This is a genomic window from Burkholderia sp. ZZQ-2, assembly GCF_050768715.1.
In the GTDB taxonomy this organism is placed as follows: domain Bacteria; phylum Pseudomonadota; class Gammaproteobacteria; order Burkholderiales; family Burkholderiaceae; genus Burkholderia; species Burkholderia cepacia.
Window position 1 is genome coordinate 20,642 of sequence record NZ_LDVA01000346.1, and the last position, 18,218, is coordinate 38,859.

The following is an 18,218-nucleotide window of genomic DNA, read 5'->3' on the forward strand; positions in this document are numbered from 1 at the left end:
CGCGCGTGACACTGCGGATGCGTTGCCCTGGCGTTGAACGTGTGCCGGATCGGGGTCGGGAGATGCCGGCGACGAATCGGTGATGAATCAGCCCGGAATCAGCCCGCGCGAATTCCGGATTCCTCACGCGGGTTGCCGTGCGTCAAACGCTTCGCTCCACCGGCACGATCCTGAAGATGCTGGAACGCGTCCAGCAGCCGCGCGCGCAGCACGGCCAGCGACGGGTCGCGGCGGTCGCGCGGTCGTGCGGCCTCGACATGGATCTCGTCGTCGATGCGGCCCGGGTCGGGCGCGAGCATCAGCACGCGATCGCCCAGGTACAGTGCTTCGTCGAGATCGTGCGTGACGACGATCGCGGCCATCCGGTGCCGCGCGACGACATCGAGCAGCAGCGTCTGCAACCGCATCCGGGTCATCGCGTCGACCGCGCTGAACGGTTCGTCGAGCAGCAGCAGGTCCGGTTCGCCGAACAGCCCGCGCGCGATCGCGGCGCGCTGGGCCATCCCGCCCGACAACGTGGCCGGCAGTTGCCGGGCGACGCCGGCAAGGCCGACTTCGTCGAGCAGCCGGGCGACGGCCGGCGCGCGCCCGCCTCGCGGGCCGGCCGCAAAGCCGACGTTGTCCGCGATCGATAACCACGGCAGCAGTCGCGGCTCCTGGAAGATCACGCCGACGCGCGGGGAGGGGCCGTCGAGCGCGACGCCTCCCAGCTTCACGCTGCCGCGGAAATCCGTGTCGAGGCCGGCGACGATTCGCAGCAGCGTGCTCTTCCCGCATCCGCTCGGGCCGACCACGCAGACGATCTCGCCGCGCGTGACCTGCAGCGGGACGTCGGCGAGGATCGTGCGGTCGCCGTAATACTTGCGGGTGATGCGCAGGTCGAGCAGCGGTGTTGCCGCGTCCGCTGCCGTGTGTGCGGAAGCGCGCGTGCTCATGTCGACACCTTGCGTTTCGCGTGATCGAATGCGTCGCGCCAGCCGAGCCAGTGCGACTCGATGCGTGCCATCGCGCCGTCGGTCAGCTTGCCGAGCAACGCCAGCAGCAGGATCGCGCCGAACACGAGATCGGGCCGCCCGGTCTCGCGGCCGTCGCTCAGCAGGAAGCCGAGGCCGCGCGTGGCCGCGATCAGCTCCGCGGCGACCATGAACATCCACGCGAGGCTGAGGCCGGTACGCAGGCCGGTGACGATCTGCGGCAGCGCGGCCGGCAGCAGGATTCGCCGGAACAGTGCGAGCGGGCCGAGCCGGTACACGGCGCCAAGCTCGACGAGCTTGCGGTCGACGTCGCGAATGCCGGCGACCACCGCGAGGTGGACGGGGAAGAATGCGCCGATGGCGATCAGCGTGATTTTCGGTGCTTCATCGATGCCGAGCCACAGCAACAGCACCGGCACCCACGCGAGCGACGGAATCGCGCGCAGCGCCTGGAACGTCGGTTCGAGCAGCGCGTCGATCCGTCGGCTCAGGCCCATCGCCGCGCCGACGGCGAGCGCGAGTACGGCGCCGGCCGCGAAACCCGCCGCGACCCGCAGCGTACTCACGCCGACGTGGCGCGCCACGCGCGTGACGCCCATGCCGGCGAGCGTGGCGAGAATCTCGCTCGGCGCCGGAACGAGATGGGCCGGCAGCCAGCCCTGGCGCACGACGACCTCCAGCAACGCGAGCACCGCGAACGGCAGCGCGAGGCCCGCGAGCCGCCACCGGCGAAGCGGATCGCTCCGGCCGGCGCGTGGCGACGCGGGGCGGCGAGCCGCGAGCGTGTCGTCGCGGGCAGCGCTGTTCGTCATGGGCGGCAGGCTCAGTGCGAAGCGGCGACGAGCGGGCGCACGAACGCCGGATCGATCAGCGTATCGACGATCTTCGCGGGATCGACACCGGGCTTGGTCAACTGCTCGGCCGTCAGCACCGGCGCGGCCGCCTTCAGTGCCGCGCGCTGCGTTTCGCCGGGTGCGGGGTCGCTGAAGTCGTTGCGCTGAAGCTGCAGTTTCGCCACCGGCAGCGACACCTTCGATTCGTCGGCGACGATCTGCGCGGTGTCGGCCGGATGCGCGACGATCCACTGCCGCGCGCGATCGTAGACCTTCAGTACGCGCGTGACCGCTTGCGGGTACTGGCTGGCGAACGCGTCGCGGACGTTCAGGAAACCGTAGGTATTGAACGCGACGTTGCGGTAGAGGAGGCGGGCGCCGTCGTCGAGCTGCGCCGCGGCCATGTGCGGATCGAGCCCGGCCCACGCATCGACCTGGCCGTTCGCGAGCGCGGTGCGCCCGTCGGGATGCTGCAGGTTGACGATCTCGACGTCGTCGCGGGTCAGGCCCACCGTGTGCAGTGCGCGCAGCGTGAACAGGAACGGATCGGTGCCGCGCGTCGCGGCGATTTTCTTGCCCTTCAGGTCCGCGAGCGAGCGGATCGGCGAATCCTTGCGGACCACGAGCGCGGTCCACTCGGGGCGCGAGAACACGTAGACGGTATGGATCGGGTTGCCGTTCGCGCGTGCGAGCACCGACGCGAGACCCGCGGCGGAACCGAAGTCGACCGCGCCGCTGTTCAGGTATTCGAGCGCGCGATTGCTGCCCAGGCTCAGCACCCAGCGAATCGACGTGCGGTCGGCCTTGAATTCGTCCTCGAGCCAGCCGAAGTGGCGGATCACCAGGCTCTCCGGCGAGTAGTACGCGTAGTCGACGCGGATTTCCGCGGGCGTCGCCGCGCGTGCGTGCACCGACACGAGGCCGGCGAACGCGGCAACGACGAGGGCCGCGGATTGCCATGCGCGGGACCAGGACAGCTTCATCGGGGATTCTCCGGAAGAACGGCAACGAGCCGGGGACAGGCAGGGTGACCGGCTAATGTAGCGAAGCCGCGGGGTTTCGGTAACGAAGAAATCCGCGATTGAACATGCGCGTTGCTGATAAGCGCGGGCGGCGGGCAACTTTATGACGCGGGTCGATTAATTTATCGGTTTATATCGCTTGGGAGAACCGGATCGGAAGAACAGAATGCCTGCTGCCGGAGCTCGACGGCGTTGCGTGTCGAGAGGCGTGCAGTTGCGAAGGGTCGTTACCGGCCGCGATTGAACACGCACGACTTCCGGCTTCATGCGGACATCGCCGGCCCGTCGGCGGAAAACAAAGGAGTGCGATGAGTTCGATCGACCTGAATGCCGTCACCCCGGCTTCCTCCCCCATTCGCTCGGCAAGCGACGTCGCGCGCCTGATCAACACGGTGGACAGCTCCGTCAGCCATGCCCGGATGATCGTGCTGCTGGCGCTCGGCGGCGTCTTTCTCGATGCATACGACCTGACGACGCTGTCCTACGGGATCGACGACGTGGCGCGCGAATTCGGCCTGGCACCCGCGCTGACCGGGCTGGTCGGGTCGGCGATCATGATCGGGACGATCTTCGGAAGCCTGATCGGCGGATGGCTGACCGACAGGATCGGCCGTTATCAGGTGTTCATGGCCGACATGCTGTTTTTCGTGGTCGCGGCGATCGCGGCCGGTCTTGCGCCCAATGTATGGGTGCTGATCGCCGCGCGCTTCGTGATGGGGCTCGGTGTCGGCATCGACCTGCCCGTCGCGATGGCGTTTCTCGCGGAATTCTCGAAGTTCAACGGTCGCGGCAACAAGGCGTCGCGGCTCGCCGCGTGGTGCCCGATGTGGTACGTGGCGTCGTCGGCCTGCTTCCTGCTGATCTTCGGGCTGTATTTCCTGCTGCCTGCCGAGCACGCGGGATGGCTTTGGCGCGCATCGCTGATCTTCGGCGCGGTGCCGGCCCTCGTCATCATCCTGTTCAGGAACCGCTTCATGAACGAGTCGCCGCTGTGGGCCGCGAACCAGGGCGACCTGGCCAATGCCGCGAGGATCCTGCGCGAGTCGTACGGGATTCACGCACACGAGGCGGAGGACGCACGACGCGCGCCGAGCCAGCCGCCCGTGCGCATTCGCGTGCTGTTCCAGCGCCCGTACCTGGGGCGCACGATCGTCGCCAGCGTGATGAACCTGTGCATCCCGTTCGAATACACGGCGATCGCATTCTTCCTGCCGTCGATCCTGTCGCAGTTTCTCGGTGCGGGCGTGTTCGAAACGATCGCGGCGTCGCTGGCGCTGAACGTGCTGTTTGCGTTCACCGGCGGTTTGCTGGGCATGCGCCTGGCCCATCGCCATGCGTCGCGCCATGTCGCGATCGCCGGTTTCGCGCTCCAGTTCGTCGCGCTCGTGGCGCTCGCGCTGGCCGGGCATCCGCATGGCGCACTCGCGATCGGCTTCGTGCTGCTGATGCTCGGCACCTGGCTGTTCGCCGAAGGTTTCGGGCCCGGCGCGCAGATGATGATCTACCCGACGCTGTCGTATCCGGCGTCGATCCGCGGCACCGGTGTCGGCTTCGGGCGGTCGCTGTGCGGCATCGGCCAGGCGCTGGCGCTGTTCGTGCTGCCGATCCTGCAGGCGCGTCTCGGCACGGACATGTTCTGGGTCGTCGCGATCAGCGCCGCGACGCCGATCGTGTTCCTGCTGATCGTACGTTACGAGCCGACGGCGCGGGACATCGACGACGACGGCGCAGAGTGAAGGTGGTCGGGATCGTTCGTCGGCTGGAAAACGCGCGCGCTTTCATCAGTGCGCGCGTCGTCGTTACCGAGATGTCTGCATTGCTGTCGATGCGCGAGTGCGCAGGCAGAACGCGCAGCGGGGCTGCACCGGGCTTCTTAGAGTGAGGGGGGGAGAGCAGCGATCGGGCGAGGTGTCGGGCGAGCGGCCCGACGCACCGGTTGCTGCCTGTCGTGAAGCCGGCCGGCCCGCACACGGGCCGACCAGCCGCCGCGATGCCGTCCGCTCAGGCCGCTACCCGCTCGGCATCGCGCTTGACCTGCTCGATGTCGCGGAACTGCGCGGCCGGGTGTTCGTCCGGCAGCCGCGCCGACCCGCCGAACAGTTTCTCGCGCAGCGTGCCCGGCGCATAGCCGGTCGGATACACGCCGCGCCGCTGCAGTTCGGGGACGAGATGACGCACGACGTCCTCGAAGGTTTCGTGCGCGACCGCATACGCGAGGTTGAAGCCGTCCACGTCCGTGGCGGCAACCCATTCCTGCAGGATGTCCGCGACGGTCGCCGCCGAGCCGACGAACACCGGGCCCAGGCCGCCGATGCCGCCCCAGGCCGCCAGTTCCTCGATCGTCCAGGCGGTGTCGCCGCCCGACAGATGCTCGACCGCCGATACGATCGCATTCGTCTCGACGCGCCGGACGGGATCGTTCGGCGCGTACTGGCCGAAGTCGATGCCGGTCCAGCCCGACATGAATACCAGCGAGCCGTCGTACGACACGTACTTGCGATATTCGTCGAACTTGGCCTGCGCCTTCTCGTCGGTTTCGTCGACGATCACGGTGACGAGGTTGTAGATCAATACCTTGCTCGCATCGCGCCCCGCGGCGGTGGCCTGCGCGCGCACGTCGGCCACGTAGCGCGCGAGTTGCGCGCGGGTCGGCGCGGCGACGAACACGCATTCGGCGTGCTGCGCGGCGAACGCCTTGCCGGGGCCGGACGCGCCGGCCTGGAACAGCACCGGCGTGCGTTGCGGCGACGGTTCGCACAGGTGGTAGCCGGGCACGTCGAAGAAGCGGCCCTTGTGGCCGATCTCGTGCACCTTCTCCGGATGCGTGAACACGCGGCCGTCGCGGTCGCGCACTACCGCGCCGTCTTCCCAGCTCCCTTCGAACAGCTTGTACAGCACCTCGACGTATTCGGCCGCGACCGCATAACGGTCGTCGTGCGTGCGCAGGCCGTGGTCACCGATGTTCTTCGCGCCGCTTTCGAGGTAGGACGTGACGATGTTCCACGCGAGCCGGCCCTTCGTGTGATGATCGGCGGTCGACAGCCGGCGCGCGAACGTGTACGGGTGTTCGAACGTCGTCGACGCGGTGATGCCGATGCCGAGATGCTCGGTCGCCATCGCGATCGGCGCGGCGAGCTGCAGCGGATCGTTGACCGGGATCTGCGCGGCCTGGTGCAGCGCGTGATAGTTGCTGCCCTTGTAGACGTCGTAGTAGCCGATCACGTCCGCGATGAAGATCGCGTCGAAGATCCCGCGCTCGAGCACGCGGGCGAGGTCGGTCCAGTAGTCGAGATCCTTGTACTGCCACGACCGGTCGCGCGGATGGGCCCACAGCCCGGGCGACTGGTGGCCGACGCAGTTCATCTCGAACGCGTTGAAGCGGATGGTCTTGCCGGTCTTGCTCATTGGGCGGCTCCGGTTTCTGCTTGCGTGCCCGCGCCGTTGCCGACCTGCCAGACGAACGGCGGCGTGCGCCCGTTGATGACCCAGTCGCCGACGATCCGCGCCTTGTAGACGAGCGGATTGTGCGACGACACGGTGCGCGCGTTGCGCCAGTGGCGGTCGAGCGCCGTCGTGCTGCGGGTGGCGGACGCACCGAGCGCGTCGAACAGGTGCGTCGCCGCACGCAATACGAGTTCCGACACGACGAGCTGGCTCTGCGCGGATTCGATCTCGGCCGCGACGTTCGCATCGTGCTCGGCCGCCGCGTCGCCGCCGAAGTGCGCTTCGTAGGCTCGTTGCAGCGGCTGCGCGGCGCGCTGCGCGAGCGCGTCGGCCGCGTAGGCCCACGACGCGATCTCGCCGACCACCTGCTGCAGCTGCGCGTCGTCGCCGGCACGCGGCGCGTTGCCGTGGCTGTACACGCGGGTGCGGTGGCGCACCAGTTCGCCGGCGTCGCGCACAATCGCGTGGCCGATGCCGGCCAGCGTCGCGACGTGGAAGAGCTGGTAGAACGCGGTCTGGTACTTGAAGCGTCGCGCGAAGTCGATCACGTCCCGTGCGTCGACCGTCGCGTCCTCGAAGCGCGTGGTGCCGCTGCCGGTCGTCGTCTGGCCGAAGCCGTCCCAGTCGTCTTCGCGGATCACGCCGGGCTGCGCGGTCGCGACGGCGACGATCACGTCGCTGCCGTCGCTCGCGCGTTGCGCGAACACGTCGATCCAGTCGGCAAACAGGCTGCCGGTGCTGTAGAACTTCCGGCCGTTCAGCACGAGCCGGCCGTTCTTTTCCGACACCTTCGTGATGGTCTGGCCGAGCGACACGTCGCCGGTCTCGGTCCATGCATTGCCGACGAGCTGGCCGCTCGCGAAGCGGTCGAACCACGTCTGTCGATCGGCGCCGGGCGGCGCGTTCAGCCAGTCCTCGACGAACGCGAAGTGCCCGCGCAAGGCCTGCGGCAGATTGGAATCGGCGGCGGCGAGCTCGGTCAGCAACTGGAACAGCTGCGGCAGCGATGCGCCGGCGCCGCCGTCGCGCACCGGCAGCCGGACGGCGCCGAAGCCGACGGCCTTCAGCCAGCCGATCGCCTCGTGCGGCAGTTCGCGGCGGCGTTCGCGTTCCGCGGTGCCGGCCGCGATGCGTTCGAAGATCGGCCTGAAGCGGCTGGCAAGCGCGTCATAGTCGGTGCCGGTGGAAAGTTCGGTTGCGGCGGGAGATGAAGTCATGCGGTGGTCCTTGAAAGGCGGGGGCCGTCGATGCCGGCAGGCCAGTATAGGAAGCACGATGCGGACGATCCAATAACGGATTCGTACATCCTTATCGCTGCCGGGCATTACGCGGGCGACGCGCCGCGGCATCGATGCCGGGGTGTCGATATCGCTGCTGACGCGCGGTTTTTTGCGCGCGGTGTGCCGCATCGTTTGCCGTTCAAAGGAATATCGTTGTGCGAATCGCTCGGTTTGCCGGCGCTCGGGGCGCTGCTAGATTGAACGTTTCCGTCAACCAGCAGGAGAGCCCGATGTCAGAGACGAGCGCCACGATCCAGGAACGACCGGCCGATACGCAACCGCAGGCGGCCAGCGTGATCGCCGACGACGCACAGGCCATCGCGGCCGCGCACGCGCTTGCGCAACGGCTCGCGCAAGGCGCGGCCGAGCGCGACCGGGAGCGCCGGTTACCGCGCGACGAGATCGAATGGTTCTCGCAGTCGGGGCTGTGGGCCATCACGGTGCCGAAGGCTTATGGCGGTGCGGGCGTCTCGCATGTGACGCTGACGGAGGTGGTGAAGATCGTCGCGGCGGCCGATCCGTCGCTCGGGCAGTTGCCGCAGAATCATTTCGGGCTGGTCGACGTGATCGCGCTGACCGGCACCGACGCGCAGAAGCGTCTCTTCTTCTCGGAAGTGCTGAGCGGCAAGCGGTTCGGCAACGGCTTTTCGGAGAAGGGCACGAAACACGTGCTCGACCTGAAGACGCGCGTGCGCCGGGACGGCGACGATTACGTCGTCGACGGCACCAAGTTCTATTCGACCGGGGCGCTGTTCGCGCATTACGTGCCGGTGCTCGGCCTCGACGACGAGCGCCGCGCGTGGCTCGCATACATCCGCCAGCCGGCGCCGGGGCTGACCGTGATCGACGACTGGTCGGGATTCGGGCAGCGGACCACCGCGAGCGGCACGGTCGTGCTCGATAACGTGCGCGTGCCTGCGTCGCACGTGCTGCCGGCGCAGCGCGTGTCGGACCTGCCGACGCTGAACGGCCCGCTGTCGCAGATCATCCAGGCCGCGATCGACGCGGGCATCGCCAGGGCCGCGCTCGACGATACGCTGGCGTTCGTGCGCACACGCACGCGGCCGTGGGTCGACAGTGGCGTCGAGCGCGCGGCGGACGATCCGTTGACGATCCGCGAGATCGGCCATCTGCACATTCAACTGCATGCGGCGGAGGCGTTGCTCGAGCGCGCGGCGCGCACGCTCGACGAGATCGCGGCGCGCGGCGACGTGACCGAGGACGACGTTGCGCGCGCGTCGGTGGCGGTGGGCGAGGCGAAGGTGCTGACGACGGAGATCGCGCTGCTCGCGGGCGAGAAGCTGTTCGAGTTGGCCGGCACGCAGGCGACGCTTTCCGAGCACAACCTCGACCGGCACTGGCGCAATGCACGCACGCATACGCTGCACGATCCGGTGCGCTGGAAATATCACCTCGTCGGCAACTACTACCTGAACGGCGTGCGCCCGGCGCGCCATGCGTGGAATTGAATCCGTTGCGATCGTGGCTGCTTCGCCCGGCGATGACTGAGCGAGCCGCCGCGGTCTGATGCATCCACACGATCGTGTGGCGAACCCGGCACTGCGTTCGACGCGCAGGCGCCGGGATCAACGGCGGATCGGGTTGTCGATCGTGTGCCGTGCGGCACTTGCGGCGATAATCGGCATCCCGACCTCGACTGCCGCCCCTCATGTCCCTCCCTGCGTTCGCACCCTTTCAGGATCTGGCCAAGGCCCTGCTGGCTCACTGGAGCGGCGCCGACGGCGACGGTTCCCACGACACTTCGCATCTGCAACGCGTGTGGAAGAACGCGGCCGCGATCCAGGCGAAGGAGGGCGGCGATGCCGAGGTGCTGTTCGCCGCGACGTTGCTGCACGACTGCGTGGCGGTGGAGAAAGATTCCCCGCTTCGCGCGCAGGCATCGCGGCTGTCGGCGCAAAAGGCCCGGCAGGTGCTGAAGTCGCTGGATTGGCCGGACGCGAAGATCGACGCCGTTGCTCACGCGGTCGAGGCGCACAGTTTCTCGGCCTGTGTCGCGCCGACGACGCTCGAAGCAAAGGTGTTGCAGGACGCCGACCGGCTCGATGCGATCGGCATGGTGGGCGTCGCGCGGTGCTTTTATGTCGCGGGGCGGATGGGCAGCGCGCTGTACGACCCGGCCGATCCGCACGCATCGGAACGGGAACTCGACGACACGCGTTTCGCGATCGATCACTTCCGCACGAAACTGCTGAGGCTTTCAACCGGTTTCCAGACCGCCACCGGTACCCGGATGGCGATCGTTCGTCGCGACCGGTTGCAGCGTTTTCTCGACGAGTTTGCAGACGAGATCTGATCCGGCCGCGCGTGACGAAGCGGCCCGGTACTATCGGCGCATGGAGCGCGTGCTGGCGGATCGCGAGTTTCTGGCCGGCGCGTATTCGTACGCCGACATCGCGTTCTACATGGCGCAGTTGTTCGGTGCGCGCAAGGGCGCACCGATGACGGATGAAACGCCGCGCCTGCTCGCGTGGCGTGAGCGGATGACCGCACGTCCCGCCGTGCGCAAGGTCGCCGGTGCGATGGCCGGGTATCTCGCCTCGATCGGAGAAGCGGTTCCCGATTTTCTTCGCGGGCTTGATTCGCTGCTGTCGGGAGCGGACAGACGGGGGACGACGGCCTTCGACGACGATTGCCGCTGAAGGCCGCGTCGGCGCTTTCCGTGTTCAGCCGCGGATGAACGCGAGCAGGTCGGCGTTGATCGTGTCGGCGTTGGACGTGGGCATGCCGTGCGGGAGGCCCTTGTACGTCTTCAGCGTGCTGTTCCTCGCCAGCTTCGCCGACAGGAGACCGGAATCGGCATACGGGACGATCTGGTCGTCGTCGCCATGCATCACGAGAACGGGAATCGTGGTGCTTTTCAGGTGTTCGGTGAAGTCGGTCTGCGAGAACGCGACGATGCCGTCATAGTGGGCCTTCGCGCTGCCCATCATGCCCTGCCGCCACCCGTTCCGGATGACGCCTTGCGACGGTCTGGCGCCATCGCGGTTGTAGCCGTAGAACGGGGCGGCCGTCCCGACGCGATCCGACGCGCCCCTCTATTTCGGTCCTTGACCTTGAAGTTGACTTCAATCCTAGAGTGCTTGCTGACGGCGGTGAGTCAGCGGGCTTCGGGTGTTGCCTGCCACGGTCGATCATCGACGAGAGGCGACGAACATGGACAGGCGGTTTACACAGGTCGAATTCGGGCCGCACACGGTCGACGTGCCCGAAGGCGGGTACTACGACCGGTTCCGGATGAATCCCGACCTCGATGAGGTGGCGCGCGATCCCGCCGCGGGGAACATCGATTTTTTCCGTCGGATTCCGAAGCGTCAGGTCGCTTCGCGGGTCGGCCCGACCTGGGCGCCGAATTTCTACTACCGTTCCAGCAGCATCCAGCTGCTGTTCCTTGCGCCGCTCGAACGCCTGCGGACCACGCTGCCGGTGCCGCTCGAACCGCTGCGTGCGCTGCCCGGGTACGGGCTGGTCGCGTTGACCTTCTTCTCGTATTCGGTGTGCGACAACGATCCGTATGACGAAGTGTCCGTCGCGGTGGTCATCCGCCGGCCCGGCGCGACAGGGTCGCACGCGCGCGAGCTGATCGATTCGATGCGGCGCCGGAGCTTCTTCGCGCACGTGCTGGCGTTGCCGGTCACCACGGAAATCGCGCGAGTGCGCGGCGTGCACGGTTATCGGTTGCCCAAGTGGCTCGCCGACATCGACGTGGACCTCGGCGCCACTGCCCGCGCACGCATCGCCGGCCCGGGTGGCCGGCCGGACCTGAGCCTGAGCGTGCCGCTGCCGGAACTGACCCACGTCGCATCGCAGTCGCACATGGGCTCGACGACGATGATCAATCGCATCGACGGCGAATGGCACCAGACATCGGTGCAGACGAATGCGCTATCGTTCGCCCAGCGCCTGTTGCCGCGCAACGTCGAGCTCGTGCGGCACGGCGGCCCGTTGAGCCAGCTGCTCGACGGGCTGGGCGCGTCCACCATCCTGCGTCTCGACGTGGTGAAGGACGCGCAACTGGTCCTGAACCTGCCGACCCCGCTGAAGGCCTTCGATGAACCCGGAAAGCAACGCTGACGCCACGTCCGTTCGCGGCACCCCCGCGCCGAAGGAATCCCCCATGAGGAACCGCCCATGACCCGGCCGACCTACGATCTCGTCGTATTTGGCGCCACCAGTTTCGTCGGGCAGATCCTGGCCCGTTACCTGTCCGAGTACCTGTTGGGCTCCGGCGAGACGCTGCGCTGGGCCATCGCCGGCCGCTCCGAAGCGAAGCTCAGGCAGGTCAGGGATACGCTGGGTGCGGCCGGGCAGTCGGTGCCGATCATCGTTGCCGATGCGGCCGACGAAGCGCAGCTTCGAGCACTTTGCGCGCAGACGCGCGTGGTCGTGTCCACCGTCGGCCCCTATGCGCTTTACGGGGAGCCGCTGGTCAGGGTCTGCGCGGAAACCGGCACCGACTACTGCGACCTCACCGGCGAGACGCAGTGGATCAAACGGATGATCGACAGGTACGAGCCGGCGGCGCGGCAATCCGGCGCGCGCATCGTCCATTGCTGCGGCTTCGATTCGGTGCCGTCGGACATGGGCGTGTTCTTCCTGCAGCAGCAGGCGCGGCAGCGATGGGGCGTGCCGGCCGCGCAGGTGAAGATGCGCGTCAGGACACTGAAGGGCGGCGCGTCGGGCGGCACGGTGGCGAGCGTGATCAACGTCGTCCGCGAAGCGGCCGCCGATCCCGCGTTGCGCAGGGAACTGCTCGATCCTTATTCGCTGTGCCCGAAGGGGCACGGCTTCACGGTACGCCAGCATGCGGTGCGGTCCGCGGCGTTCGATCGCGACTTCGACGCATGGATCGCGCCATTCGTGATGGCGGCGATCAACGAGCGTGTCGTGCATCGTTCCAATGCGCTGGCCGGCAACGCGTACGGCAGCCGCTTCACGTATGACGAAGCGGTGATGACGGGCACGGGCCTCAAGGGCCGCCTGACGGCGCTGACGATGGTGGCCGGCCTCGGCGCGTTCATGGTCGGTGTCCTCATCAAGCCGGTGCGCAGCCTGATGGAGCGTTTCCTGCTGCCGAAGCCCGGCGAGGGGCCGAGTGCGGCCGCCCAGCTGGCCGGCCGTTACGATTTGCGTTTCTTCGGTCGTGCCGACGACGGGCGGACCTTGCGCGTGAAAGTCACCGGCGACCGCGATCCGGGCTATGGCTCCACCGGCAAGATGCTCGGCCAGGCCGCGATCGGTCTCGCGCTGGATTACGGCGGAGACGGCGTCAAGACCGGCCGCGGCGGCGGCTTCTGGACGCCCGCGACGATGTTCGACGAGCGCTACATCGAGCGCCTGGTTCGCCACGCGGGGCTGCGTTTCGACGTGATTTGACGGTGCGTGCCGTTCGCCCTGCGACAGGAAGCCGATAAAGCTCGGATAACGAATCAATTTCAGGAGACAACCTGCAGTCACGACGGGACGGATGGCCGGATGCGATCCGGCGAAGGAGTATCGGAACATGAAGATCGGGGAACTGGCGGAACGCACCGGCCTTACGCCTTCGCGCATCCGCTTCTACGAGCGCATCGGTCTGTTGACGCTCGTCGCGCGCGAAGCGAACGGCTACCGCTCCTATCCGCAGGAAGCGTTGACGGTGCTCGATCTGATCACGGCCGCGCAGAAGGCGGATTTCAGTCTCGACGAGATTCGCACGCTGATTCCGGCCGGCCTCGCGCAGTGGCCGTGCGATTCGTTGCTGGAGGCGCTGCACCGCAAGGTGCGGGACATCGAGGCACTGGAGGCGCGGCTGGCGCGCAGCAAGGCGCAGGACTTGTCGCTGATCGCCGAAATCGCGGCGAAACCGGCGTCGGTCGATTGTGCAACCCATGCGAAACGATTGCTGTCGCGGCTCCCGCCGGGGAATGCGGCGGAGGGCGGCGAGGCTGCCGCCGGATTGTCGGATGGCAGTACACATACCCATGACCTCGATACGCTGCCGAGGCGAACCATAACCTTCAAGCAAAGTTGAGGGTCAAGACCCTTTCGTTTTCGCTTCTGTTTTCGTCTTCGCTGCCCGCGCAGGGCTGGCGGGCAGTATGAGTCCGTCCAGCAAGGTTGTTAGCGCATCTTCGATCGCGTGATCGCCGACCTTCTCGCGCACCAGCCGCCGGTCGATCGCCAGCATCGTCAGGCCATGCAGATGCGCCCAGCAGGCGGTCGCCTGACCGAGCGCCGGGCGCGGGCGGATCGTGCCGGCGCGCTGGCCGTGTTCCAGGATGTCGACGACCAGCAGGAAAGGCGCCTGCACGCGCGGATCGAGATGGATGTCCGAGGGCTCCCCGGCATCCGCGGCAAACATCAGTCGATAGAGATCCGGGTTGCGCTGCCCGAATGCGAGATGGGCATACGCGAGGGCCAGCAGCACGTCCGGTGCGCTCGCCGAGGGATCGATGGACGCGGCGAGCTCGTCGCGCAGGCGGTCGAAGCCGATCAGTGCGAGCTCGTGCAGCAACGCGGCCTTGTCCGGGAAATGCCGGTACGGCGCGGAGTGGCTGACGTTCGCGCGCCGCGCGATTTCGCGCAGCGTGAACTGCCAGCCCTGCTGCTCCTGCAGCGTGTCGAGCGCCGTTTCGATGATCGCGCGACGCAGATCCCCGTGATGATAAGCCTTTTGCCCGGCGTCCGCATCCTCATCCGACGACATCGTGTTGCTCCTATGTTGACAGGGGACACATTGTGGTCCTATGATCCGCCGCATGCAAGTTGACAGTGTCTACATCGACGCAACCTCGTGAGGTGCACCATGGCCGTTTCCGCAGAATCCATCTCGAGCTTCGACCCGGCGGTGCTGCTGGCCCGTCAGCGCAACGCGTTCGTCAGCGAGGGGCCGCCGACCTTGCCGCAGCGCAAGGCCCGGCTCGCGCGGCTGCGCGCCGTGGTGCTGGCGTATCGCCGCGAAGTGGAGGAGGCGATCAGCGCCGATTTCGGGAATCGCTCGCGGCACGAGACCGCGATCATGGAACTGGTCGGCGTGATCCAGGCGATCGACTACCTGACGCGCAACCTGCGCCGCTTCACGAAGCCGCAGCGCCGGCACGTCGGGATTTTCTATCGGGCCGGGCAGGCTCACGTGGAGTACCAGCCGTTGGGTGTGATCGGCGTGATGGCGCCGTGGAATTACCCGTTCTCGCTTACCTTCATTCCGCTGGCGACCGCGCTGGCCGCGGGCAATCGCGCGATGCTCAAGCCGTCGGAACTGACGCCGCGCACCAGCGAGGTGATGCGCCGGATGCTCGCGGAGACCTTCCCGAGCGAAGAAGTCGCGGTCGTGCTCGGCGGCCCGGAAGTCGGCGCGGCCTTCAGCGGCCTGCCGTTCGACCATCTGCTGTTCACCGGAAGCACGCAGGTGGGCCGCAAGGTCATGAAGGCGGCCAGCGAGAACCTGGTGCCGGTGACGCTCGAACTCGGCGGCAAGAGCCCGGCGATCGTCGCGCGGGGGCATGTCGATGGCCGGACGATGTCGAGCATCGTGTTCGGCAAGCTGTCGAACGGCGGACAGACCTGCGTGGCGCCCGACTATGCGCTGGTGCATGAAGACGACCTGGACGCGTTCGTCACGCAATACGATGCGGCCGTCGCGCGCTTCTATCCGGACGGGCCGACGAGCCCGGATTACACGTCGATCGTCAGCGACCGGCATTACGACCGCCTGAAGGGGCTCGTCGACGAAGCGCGCAGCAAGGGCGCGCGCGTGATCGAGGCGGGCGTGAGCCCGCAGCAGGCGGCGACCCGCAAGCGGACGCTCGCCCCCACGCTGATCGTCGGCGCCGGCGACGATACGGCCGTCATGCAGGAAGAAATCTTCGGGCCGATCCTGGCGGTGCGCACGTATCGCACGATCGACGAAGTCGTCGACTACGTGAATGCGCGTCCGCGTCCGCTCGTGCTGTATTACTTCGGTGCGCAGGACGGCGACTGCGAGTCGCTGCTCAAGCGCACCACGTCGGGCAATGTCGGCATCAACAACACGCTCCTGCATGTCGCGCAGGAAGACTTGCCGTTCGGTGGCGTTGGTCCGAGCGGGATGGGCGCGTATCACGGCATCGAGGGATTCCGCGCGATGAGCCACGCGAAGGGCGTGTTCGTGCAGGGGCGCTGGAACCTGCCGAGCCTGCTGCGCGCGCCGTTCGGCAAGCTCGCGGATCTCTCGCTGGCGGCGCTGCTCGGGCGGAGCCGGGAACCGGTGGGCGTGCGCGCGGGATTGAGCGCCAAGCGCTGAACGCGGCCGCACGATGCCTGCTAGGGCGTAGTGCGCTTGCCCGCTCCCGTGCGAACGGCGGCTTCGTCGAAGATCGTCGCGGCGAATTCGACCGCGGCCGGCACCCGCGCGTCATGCATCAGCACGAATTCGACTTCCGGCAGTTCCGGCAAGCCGTCGGCCACGCCGAGTTCCCGGAGCGTGCCGTCGATCGCGCTGCGCGGCACCGGCGCGATGGCGATGCCGGCGCGCACGCATGTCCGGATGCCGGCGACGCTCGGGCTTTCGCATGCGATCCGGTAGCGCAGGTCGGCCAGCGCGAGTGCCTTGAGGGCGGCGCCCCGGTACGGGCAAGGATCGGGGAAGCACGCGAGCGGCACCTCGCCTTCCGGCAACCGCTCGTGGCGCGCAAATGCCCAGACGAGCGGCTCTTGCCACAGCGTCGCGCCCTGATCCGTGTGCGCGCACCGGCTGCCGATCACGAGATCGAATTCGCCGTCGGCATGCCGCCGAAACAGGCTGTCGCCGATGTCGACCGTCAGATCCAGCCGCAAGCCGCGCCGCGTGACCGAGTGGCGACGCATCGCGTCCGGCAGCCAGCCTTCCGCGAAATCCTCCGATGCGCCGATGCGCAGCCGGGTATCGGCTGCGTCGCCGGCTCCCAGCCGCGCCCTCGCTTCCCCACTCAGATTGAGCATCGCGCGCGCGTAACCGAGCAGCGTCTGGCCATGCGCGGTGAGCGTGACGCTGCGCGTATTGCGCACGAGCAGCGCCTGGCCGACCTGTTCTTCGAGACGAACGATCTGGGCGCTGACCGCGGACTGGCTGAGATTCAGCCTGCGACCGGCGCCGGTGAAACTCCGCACGTCGGCGACGGCGACGAACGTCTGAAGCAGCGCCGTGTCGAGAGGATTCTCCATTGATCACAAATCCGGGTTAATTCAATCAATTAATATCGTTTCCAAATTATAAGCGGGCTCGATACGCTGCGAACCGTAGTGGGCGACCGCGCATCCGGCGCGTCGCCGTCACTCCTGGCAAGGACCGGCTCCATGACGTGCGTGCTCTATATCGAAGGTTCACCCAACAAGGCATATTCCGCATCCATCGAAGTGTGCAATGCGTTTCTCGACGCGTACCGGCACGCGCATCCCGATCATGAAATACGGAAGCTCGACGTGTGGGATCTGGCGATGCCCGAATTCGACGAAGACGCGCTGGCCGCGAAATATGCGGGGCTGAGCGGTACCGCGTTGGCACCGTCGCAGGCGGCGGCATGGCAGCGGATCGAGCAGCTCGCAGCGCCGTTCCACGCAGCGGACAAGTTCCTGTTCGGCGTGCCGCTGTGGAATTTCAGCATTCCGTACAAGCTCAAGCACCTGATCGATGCGATCTCGCAGAAGGACGTGCTGTTCACGTTCGACGACGCGGGCTTTACCGGCAAGCTGGCCGGGAAAAAGGCGGCCGTGGTCTACGCGCGCGGGCTCGGTTATCAGTCGCCGGGTTCGTTTACGCCGGCCGCCGAGTTCGATCTTCAGCGCCCGTACATGGAAACCTGGCTCAGGTTCGTGGGCGTGACGGACGTCACGGGCATCGTCGTCGAGCGTACGTTGTTCGGTGCCGACGGAAAGGTCGATCGCAGCCGCGCGATCGACGAAGCCCGATCGATCGCGCGCGGGTTCTGACGCTGCCGCGCAGCGTATCCGGTGCGCCGGCGCGTCGGCGGTGTGCTCCCGGCGCTTGTGTCGGCGTGCGGCGCGGACGCCCGGATCAGCGCCCGCCGCGCGCGATGGCGAGCGCGACGCCGAAGCCGACGAGCAGGCATCCGAAGGTGCGGTCGATCCAGTGCCGCAGCGACAGCAGGCGATCGCGGACGGCCGTCGCGGAGAAGCACACGGCCACCAGACTGAACCAGCCGGCGTGCGCCAGCGCGATGAATGCACCGTAGCCGATCTGCACGATCAACGGTGTGTCGGGCCGCACGGCCTGCATGAACAGGCTGACGATGAACACCGTGGTCTTGGGGTTCAGCGCATTGGTCAGGAAGCCGGTGCGCAGCGCGGCCAGGTCCGACAGCGGCGCGGCCGGCGCGTCGGCCTGCCCGTTGCCGGCCTTCGTCATGAGCATCTTCACGCCGAGGTAGACCAGATAGATTGCGCCGATCAGCTTGACGGCATTGAAGAGCCACAACGATTGCCGGATCAGCAGGCCGACGCCCAGCAGCGTGTAGCTCACGTGAACCGTCACACCCAGCCCGATACCCAGCGCGGTGAGCACGCCCGAGCGGCGCGACAGCATCAGGCTGTTGCGCGTGACCATCGCGAAGTCCGGGCCCGGGCTGATCACGGCCAGCAACGTGATGGTGACTACGACTATCAATTCGGTCATCGTCCTGTCCTTGCGAT

General features: G+C 67.4%; 17 protein-coding genes and 1 pseudogene. 9 read left to right on the forward strand and 9 right to left on the reverse strand.

Going from position 1 to position 18,218, the window contains the following annotated elements; all coding sequences use genetic code 11:
• Positions 1-98: 98 nt before the first annotated feature.
• From ABY44_RS32965 to ABY44_RS32975, 3 genes are read right to left on the reverse strand one after another with little or no spacing between them, the layout of a single operon-like run.
• Positions 99-935 carry an ABC transporter ATP-binding protein gene (locus tag ABY44_RS32965; protein WP_060170181.1) on the reverse strand — a complete coding sequence of 279 codons (837 nt, stop codon included), beginning with the start codon at positions 933-935 and terminating at the stop codon, positions 99-101.
• Positions 932-1,786, reverse strand: coding sequence for an ABC transporter permease (locus tag ABY44_RS32970; RefSeq protein WP_060170182.1), 855 nt, complete (start codon positions 1,784-1,786; stop codon positions 932-934). The genes ABY44_RS32965 and ABY44_RS32970 overlap by 4 nt, the downstream gene beginning before the upstream one ends.
• 11 nt (positions 1,787-1,797) lie before the next feature.
• Positions 1,798-2,790: an aliphatic sulfonate ABC transporter substrate-binding protein gene (locus ABY44_RS32975; protein ID WP_060170184.1), complete on the reverse strand. Its 993-nt coding sequence runs from the start codon at positions 2,788-2,790 to the stop codon at positions 1,798-1,800.
• 347 nt (positions 2,791-3,137) lie between these two features.
• Between ABY44_RS32975 and ABY44_RS32980 the strand changes: the two genes are divergently transcribed.
• A complete protein-coding gene (locus ABY44_RS32980) occupies positions 3,138-4,565 on the forward strand; it encodes an MFS transporter (RefSeq protein ID WP_060170186.1) in 1,428 nt (475 codons plus the stop codon).
• 265 nt (positions 4,566-4,830) lie between these two features.
• Here ABY44_RS32980 and ABY44_RS32985 read toward each other — a convergent pair whose 3' ends face one another.
• Together ABY44_RS32985 and ABY44_RS32990 are read right to left on the reverse strand one after the other, a co-directional pair.
• Entirely contained in the window at positions 4,831-6,234 is a 1,404-nt protein-coding gene (locus ABY44_RS32985; RefSeq protein ID WP_059693568.1) for an LLM class flavin-dependent oxidoreductase, read from the reverse strand.
• Positions 6,231-7,490: an acyl-CoA dehydrogenase family protein gene (locus tag ABY44_RS32990; protein ID WP_060170189.1), complete on the reverse strand. Its 1,260-nt coding sequence runs from the start codon at positions 7,488-7,490 to the stop codon at positions 6,231-6,233. The genes ABY44_RS32985 and ABY44_RS32990 overlap by 4 nt, the downstream gene beginning before the upstream one ends.
• A gap of 293 nt (positions 7,491-7,783) precedes the next feature.
• On the opposite strand from ABY44_RS32990, the gene ABY44_RS32995 reads away from it, so the two are divergent.
• The 3 genes from ABY44_RS32995 (at position 7,784) to ABY44_RS33005 (ending at position 10,213) form a co-directional block, all read left to right on the forward strand.
• A complete protein-coding gene (locus tag ABY44_RS32995) occupies positions 7,784-9,022 on the forward strand; it encodes an SfnB family sulfur acquisition oxidoreductase (protein ID WP_034196241.1) in 1,239 nt (412 codons plus the stop codon).
• A gap of 200 nt (positions 9,023-9,222) precedes the next feature.
• Positions 9,223-9,867 (forward strand): HD domain-containing protein, encoded by a 645-nt coding sequence (locus ABY44_RS33000; RefSeq protein WP_060170191.1) that lies wholly within the window; start codon positions 9,223-9,225, stop codon positions 9,865-9,867.
• Positions 9,851-10,213, forward strand: a complete 363-nt coding sequence (locus ABY44_RS33005) for a glutathione S-transferase family protein (RefSeq protein WP_414143090.1) — start codon at positions 9,851-9,853, stop codon at positions 10,211-10,213. The genes ABY44_RS33000 and ABY44_RS33005 overlap by 17 nt, the downstream gene beginning before the upstream one ends.
• Positions 10,214-10,237: 24 nt before the next feature.
• Here the strand turns inward: ABY44_RS33005 and ABY44_RS33010 are convergent.
• Positions 10,238-10,582 (reverse strand): annotated as a pseudogene (locus tag ABY44_RS33010) (alpha/beta fold hydrolase); the annotation flags it as partial.
• 145 nt (positions 10,583-10,727) lie between these two features.
• On the opposite strand from ABY44_RS33010, the gene ABY44_RS33015 reads away from it, so the two are divergent.
• From ABY44_RS33015 to ABY44_RS33025, 3 genes are all read left to right on the forward strand, one after another.
• Complete coding sequence (locus ABY44_RS33015; protein ID WP_060170193.1) at positions 10,728-11,645, forward strand: acetoacetate decarboxylase family protein; 918 nt, start codon at positions 10,728-10,730, stop codon at positions 11,643-11,645.
• A 57-nt stretch (positions 11,646-11,702) separates the two neighbouring features.
• Entirely contained in the window at positions 11,703-12,947 is a 1,245-nt protein-coding gene (locus tag ABY44_RS33020; RefSeq protein ID WP_060170195.1) for a saccharopine dehydrogenase family protein, read from the forward strand.
• Positions 12,948-13,074: 127 nt separating this feature from the next.
• Positions 13,075-13,584 (forward strand): MerR family transcriptional regulator, encoded by a 510-nt coding sequence (locus ABY44_RS33025; protein WP_060170311.1) that lies wholly within the window; start codon positions 13,075-13,077, stop codon positions 13,582-13,584.
• A 3-nt stretch (positions 13,585-13,587) separates the two neighbouring features.
• Here the strand turns inward: ABY44_RS33025 and ABY44_RS33030 are convergent, their stop codons facing one another.
• The gene (locus ABY44_RS33030) at positions 13,588-14,259 is read right to left on the reverse strand and encodes a TetR/AcrR family transcriptional regulator (RefSeq protein WP_060170197.1); all 672 of its coding nucleotides are present in this window, start codon (positions 14,257-14,259) and stop codon (positions 13,588-13,590) included.
• Positions 14,260-14,358: 99 nt separating this feature from the next.
• Between ABY44_RS33030 and ABY44_RS33035 the strand changes: the two genes are divergently transcribed.
• Positions 14,359-15,834 carry a coniferyl aldehyde dehydrogenase gene (locus tag ABY44_RS33035; RefSeq protein WP_060170198.1) on the forward strand — a complete coding sequence of 492 codons (1,476 nt, stop codon included), beginning with the start codon at positions 14,359-14,361 and terminating at the stop codon, positions 15,832-15,834.
• A 20-nt stretch (positions 15,835-15,854) separates the two neighbouring features.
• Here ABY44_RS33035 and ABY44_RS33040 read toward each other — a convergent pair whose 3' ends face one another.
• Positions 15,855-16,733 carry a LysR substrate-binding domain-containing protein gene (locus ABY44_RS33040; RefSeq protein ID WP_060170200.1) on the reverse strand — a complete coding sequence of 293 codons (879 nt, stop codon included), beginning with the start codon at positions 16,731-16,733 and terminating at the stop codon, positions 15,855-15,857.
• A gap of 132 nt (positions 16,734-16,865) precedes the next feature.
• Between ABY44_RS33040 and ABY44_RS33045 the strand changes: the two genes are divergently transcribed.
• Complete coding sequence (locus tag ABY44_RS33045) at positions 16,866-17,498, forward strand: FMN-dependent NADH-azoreductase (RefSeq protein WP_060170202.1); 633 nt, start codon at positions 16,866-16,868, stop codon at positions 17,496-17,498.
• An 85-nt stretch (positions 17,499-17,583) separates the two neighbouring features.
• On the opposite strand, the gene ABY44_RS33050 is transcribed toward ABY44_RS33045, so the two are convergent.
• The gene (locus ABY44_RS33050; RefSeq protein WP_059492539.1) at positions 17,584-18,201 is read right to left on the reverse strand and encodes a LysE family translocator; all 618 of its coding nucleotides are present in this window, start codon (positions 18,199-18,201) and stop codon (positions 17,584-17,586) included.
• Positions 18,202-18,218 lie beyond the last annotated feature (17 nt).

Bases quoted from the DNA above. Each gene is read 5' to 3' on its own strand.
- ABY44_RS32965 (WP_060170181.1), bottom strand. From the start codon at position 935: ATGAGCACGCGCGCTTCCGCACACACGGCAGCGGACGCGGCAACACCG.
- ABY44_RS32970 (WP_060170182.1), bottom strand. From the start codon at position 1,786: ATGACGAACAGCGCTGCCCGCGACGACACGCTCGCGGCTCGCCGCCCC.
- ABY44_RS32975 (WP_060170184.1), bottom strand. From the start codon at position 2,790: ATGAAGCTGTCCTGGTCCCGCGCATGGCAATCCGCGGCCCTCGTCGTT.
- ABY44_RS32980 (WP_060170186.1), top strand. From the start codon at position 3,138: ATGAGTTCGATCGACCTGAATGCCGTCACCCCGGCTTCCTCCCCCATT.
- ABY44_RS32985 (WP_059693568.1), bottom strand. From the start codon at position 6,234: ATGAGCAAGACCGGCAAGACCATCCGCTTCAACGCGTTCGAGATGAAC.
- ABY44_RS32990 (WP_060170189.1), bottom strand. From the start codon at position 7,490: ATGACTTCATCTCCCGCCGCAACCGAACTTTCCACCGGCACCGACTAT.
- ABY44_RS32995 (WP_034196241.1), top strand. From the start codon at position 7,784: ATGTCAGAGACGAGCGCCACGATCCAGGAACGACCGGCCGATACGCAA.
- ABY44_RS33000 (WP_060170191.1), top strand. From the start codon at position 9,223: ATGTCCCTCCCTGCGTTCGCACCCTTTCAGGATCTGGCCAAGGCCCTG.
- ABY44_RS33015 (WP_060170193.1), top strand. From the start codon at position 10,728: ATGGACAGGCGGTTTACACAGGTCGAATTCGGGCCGCACACGGTCGAC.
- ABY44_RS33020 (WP_060170195.1), top strand. From the start codon at position 11,703: ATGACCCGGCCGACCTACGATCTCGTCGTATTTGGCGCCACCAGTTTC.
- ABY44_RS33025 (WP_060170311.1), top strand. From the start codon at position 13,075: ATGAAGATCGGGGAACTGGCGGAACGCACCGGCCTTACGCCTTCGCGC.
- ABY44_RS33030 (WP_060170197.1), bottom strand. From the start codon at position 14,259: ATGTCGTCGGATGAGGATGCGGACGCCGGGCAAAAGGCTTATCATCAC.
- ABY44_RS33035 (WP_060170198.1), top strand. From the start codon at position 14,359: ATGGCCGTTTCCGCAGAATCCATCTCGAGCTTCGACCCGGCGGTGCTG.
- ABY44_RS33040 (WP_060170200.1), bottom strand. From the start codon at position 16,733: ATGGAGAATCCTCTCGACACGGCGCTGCTTCAGACGTTCGTCGCCGTC.
- ABY44_RS33045 (WP_060170202.1), top strand. From the start codon at position 16,866: ATGACGTGCGTGCTCTATATCGAAGGTTCACCCAACAAGGCATATTCC.
- ABY44_RS33050 (WP_059492539.1), bottom strand. From the start codon at position 18,201: ATGACCGAATTGATAGTCGTAGTCACCATCACGTTGCTGGCCGTGATC.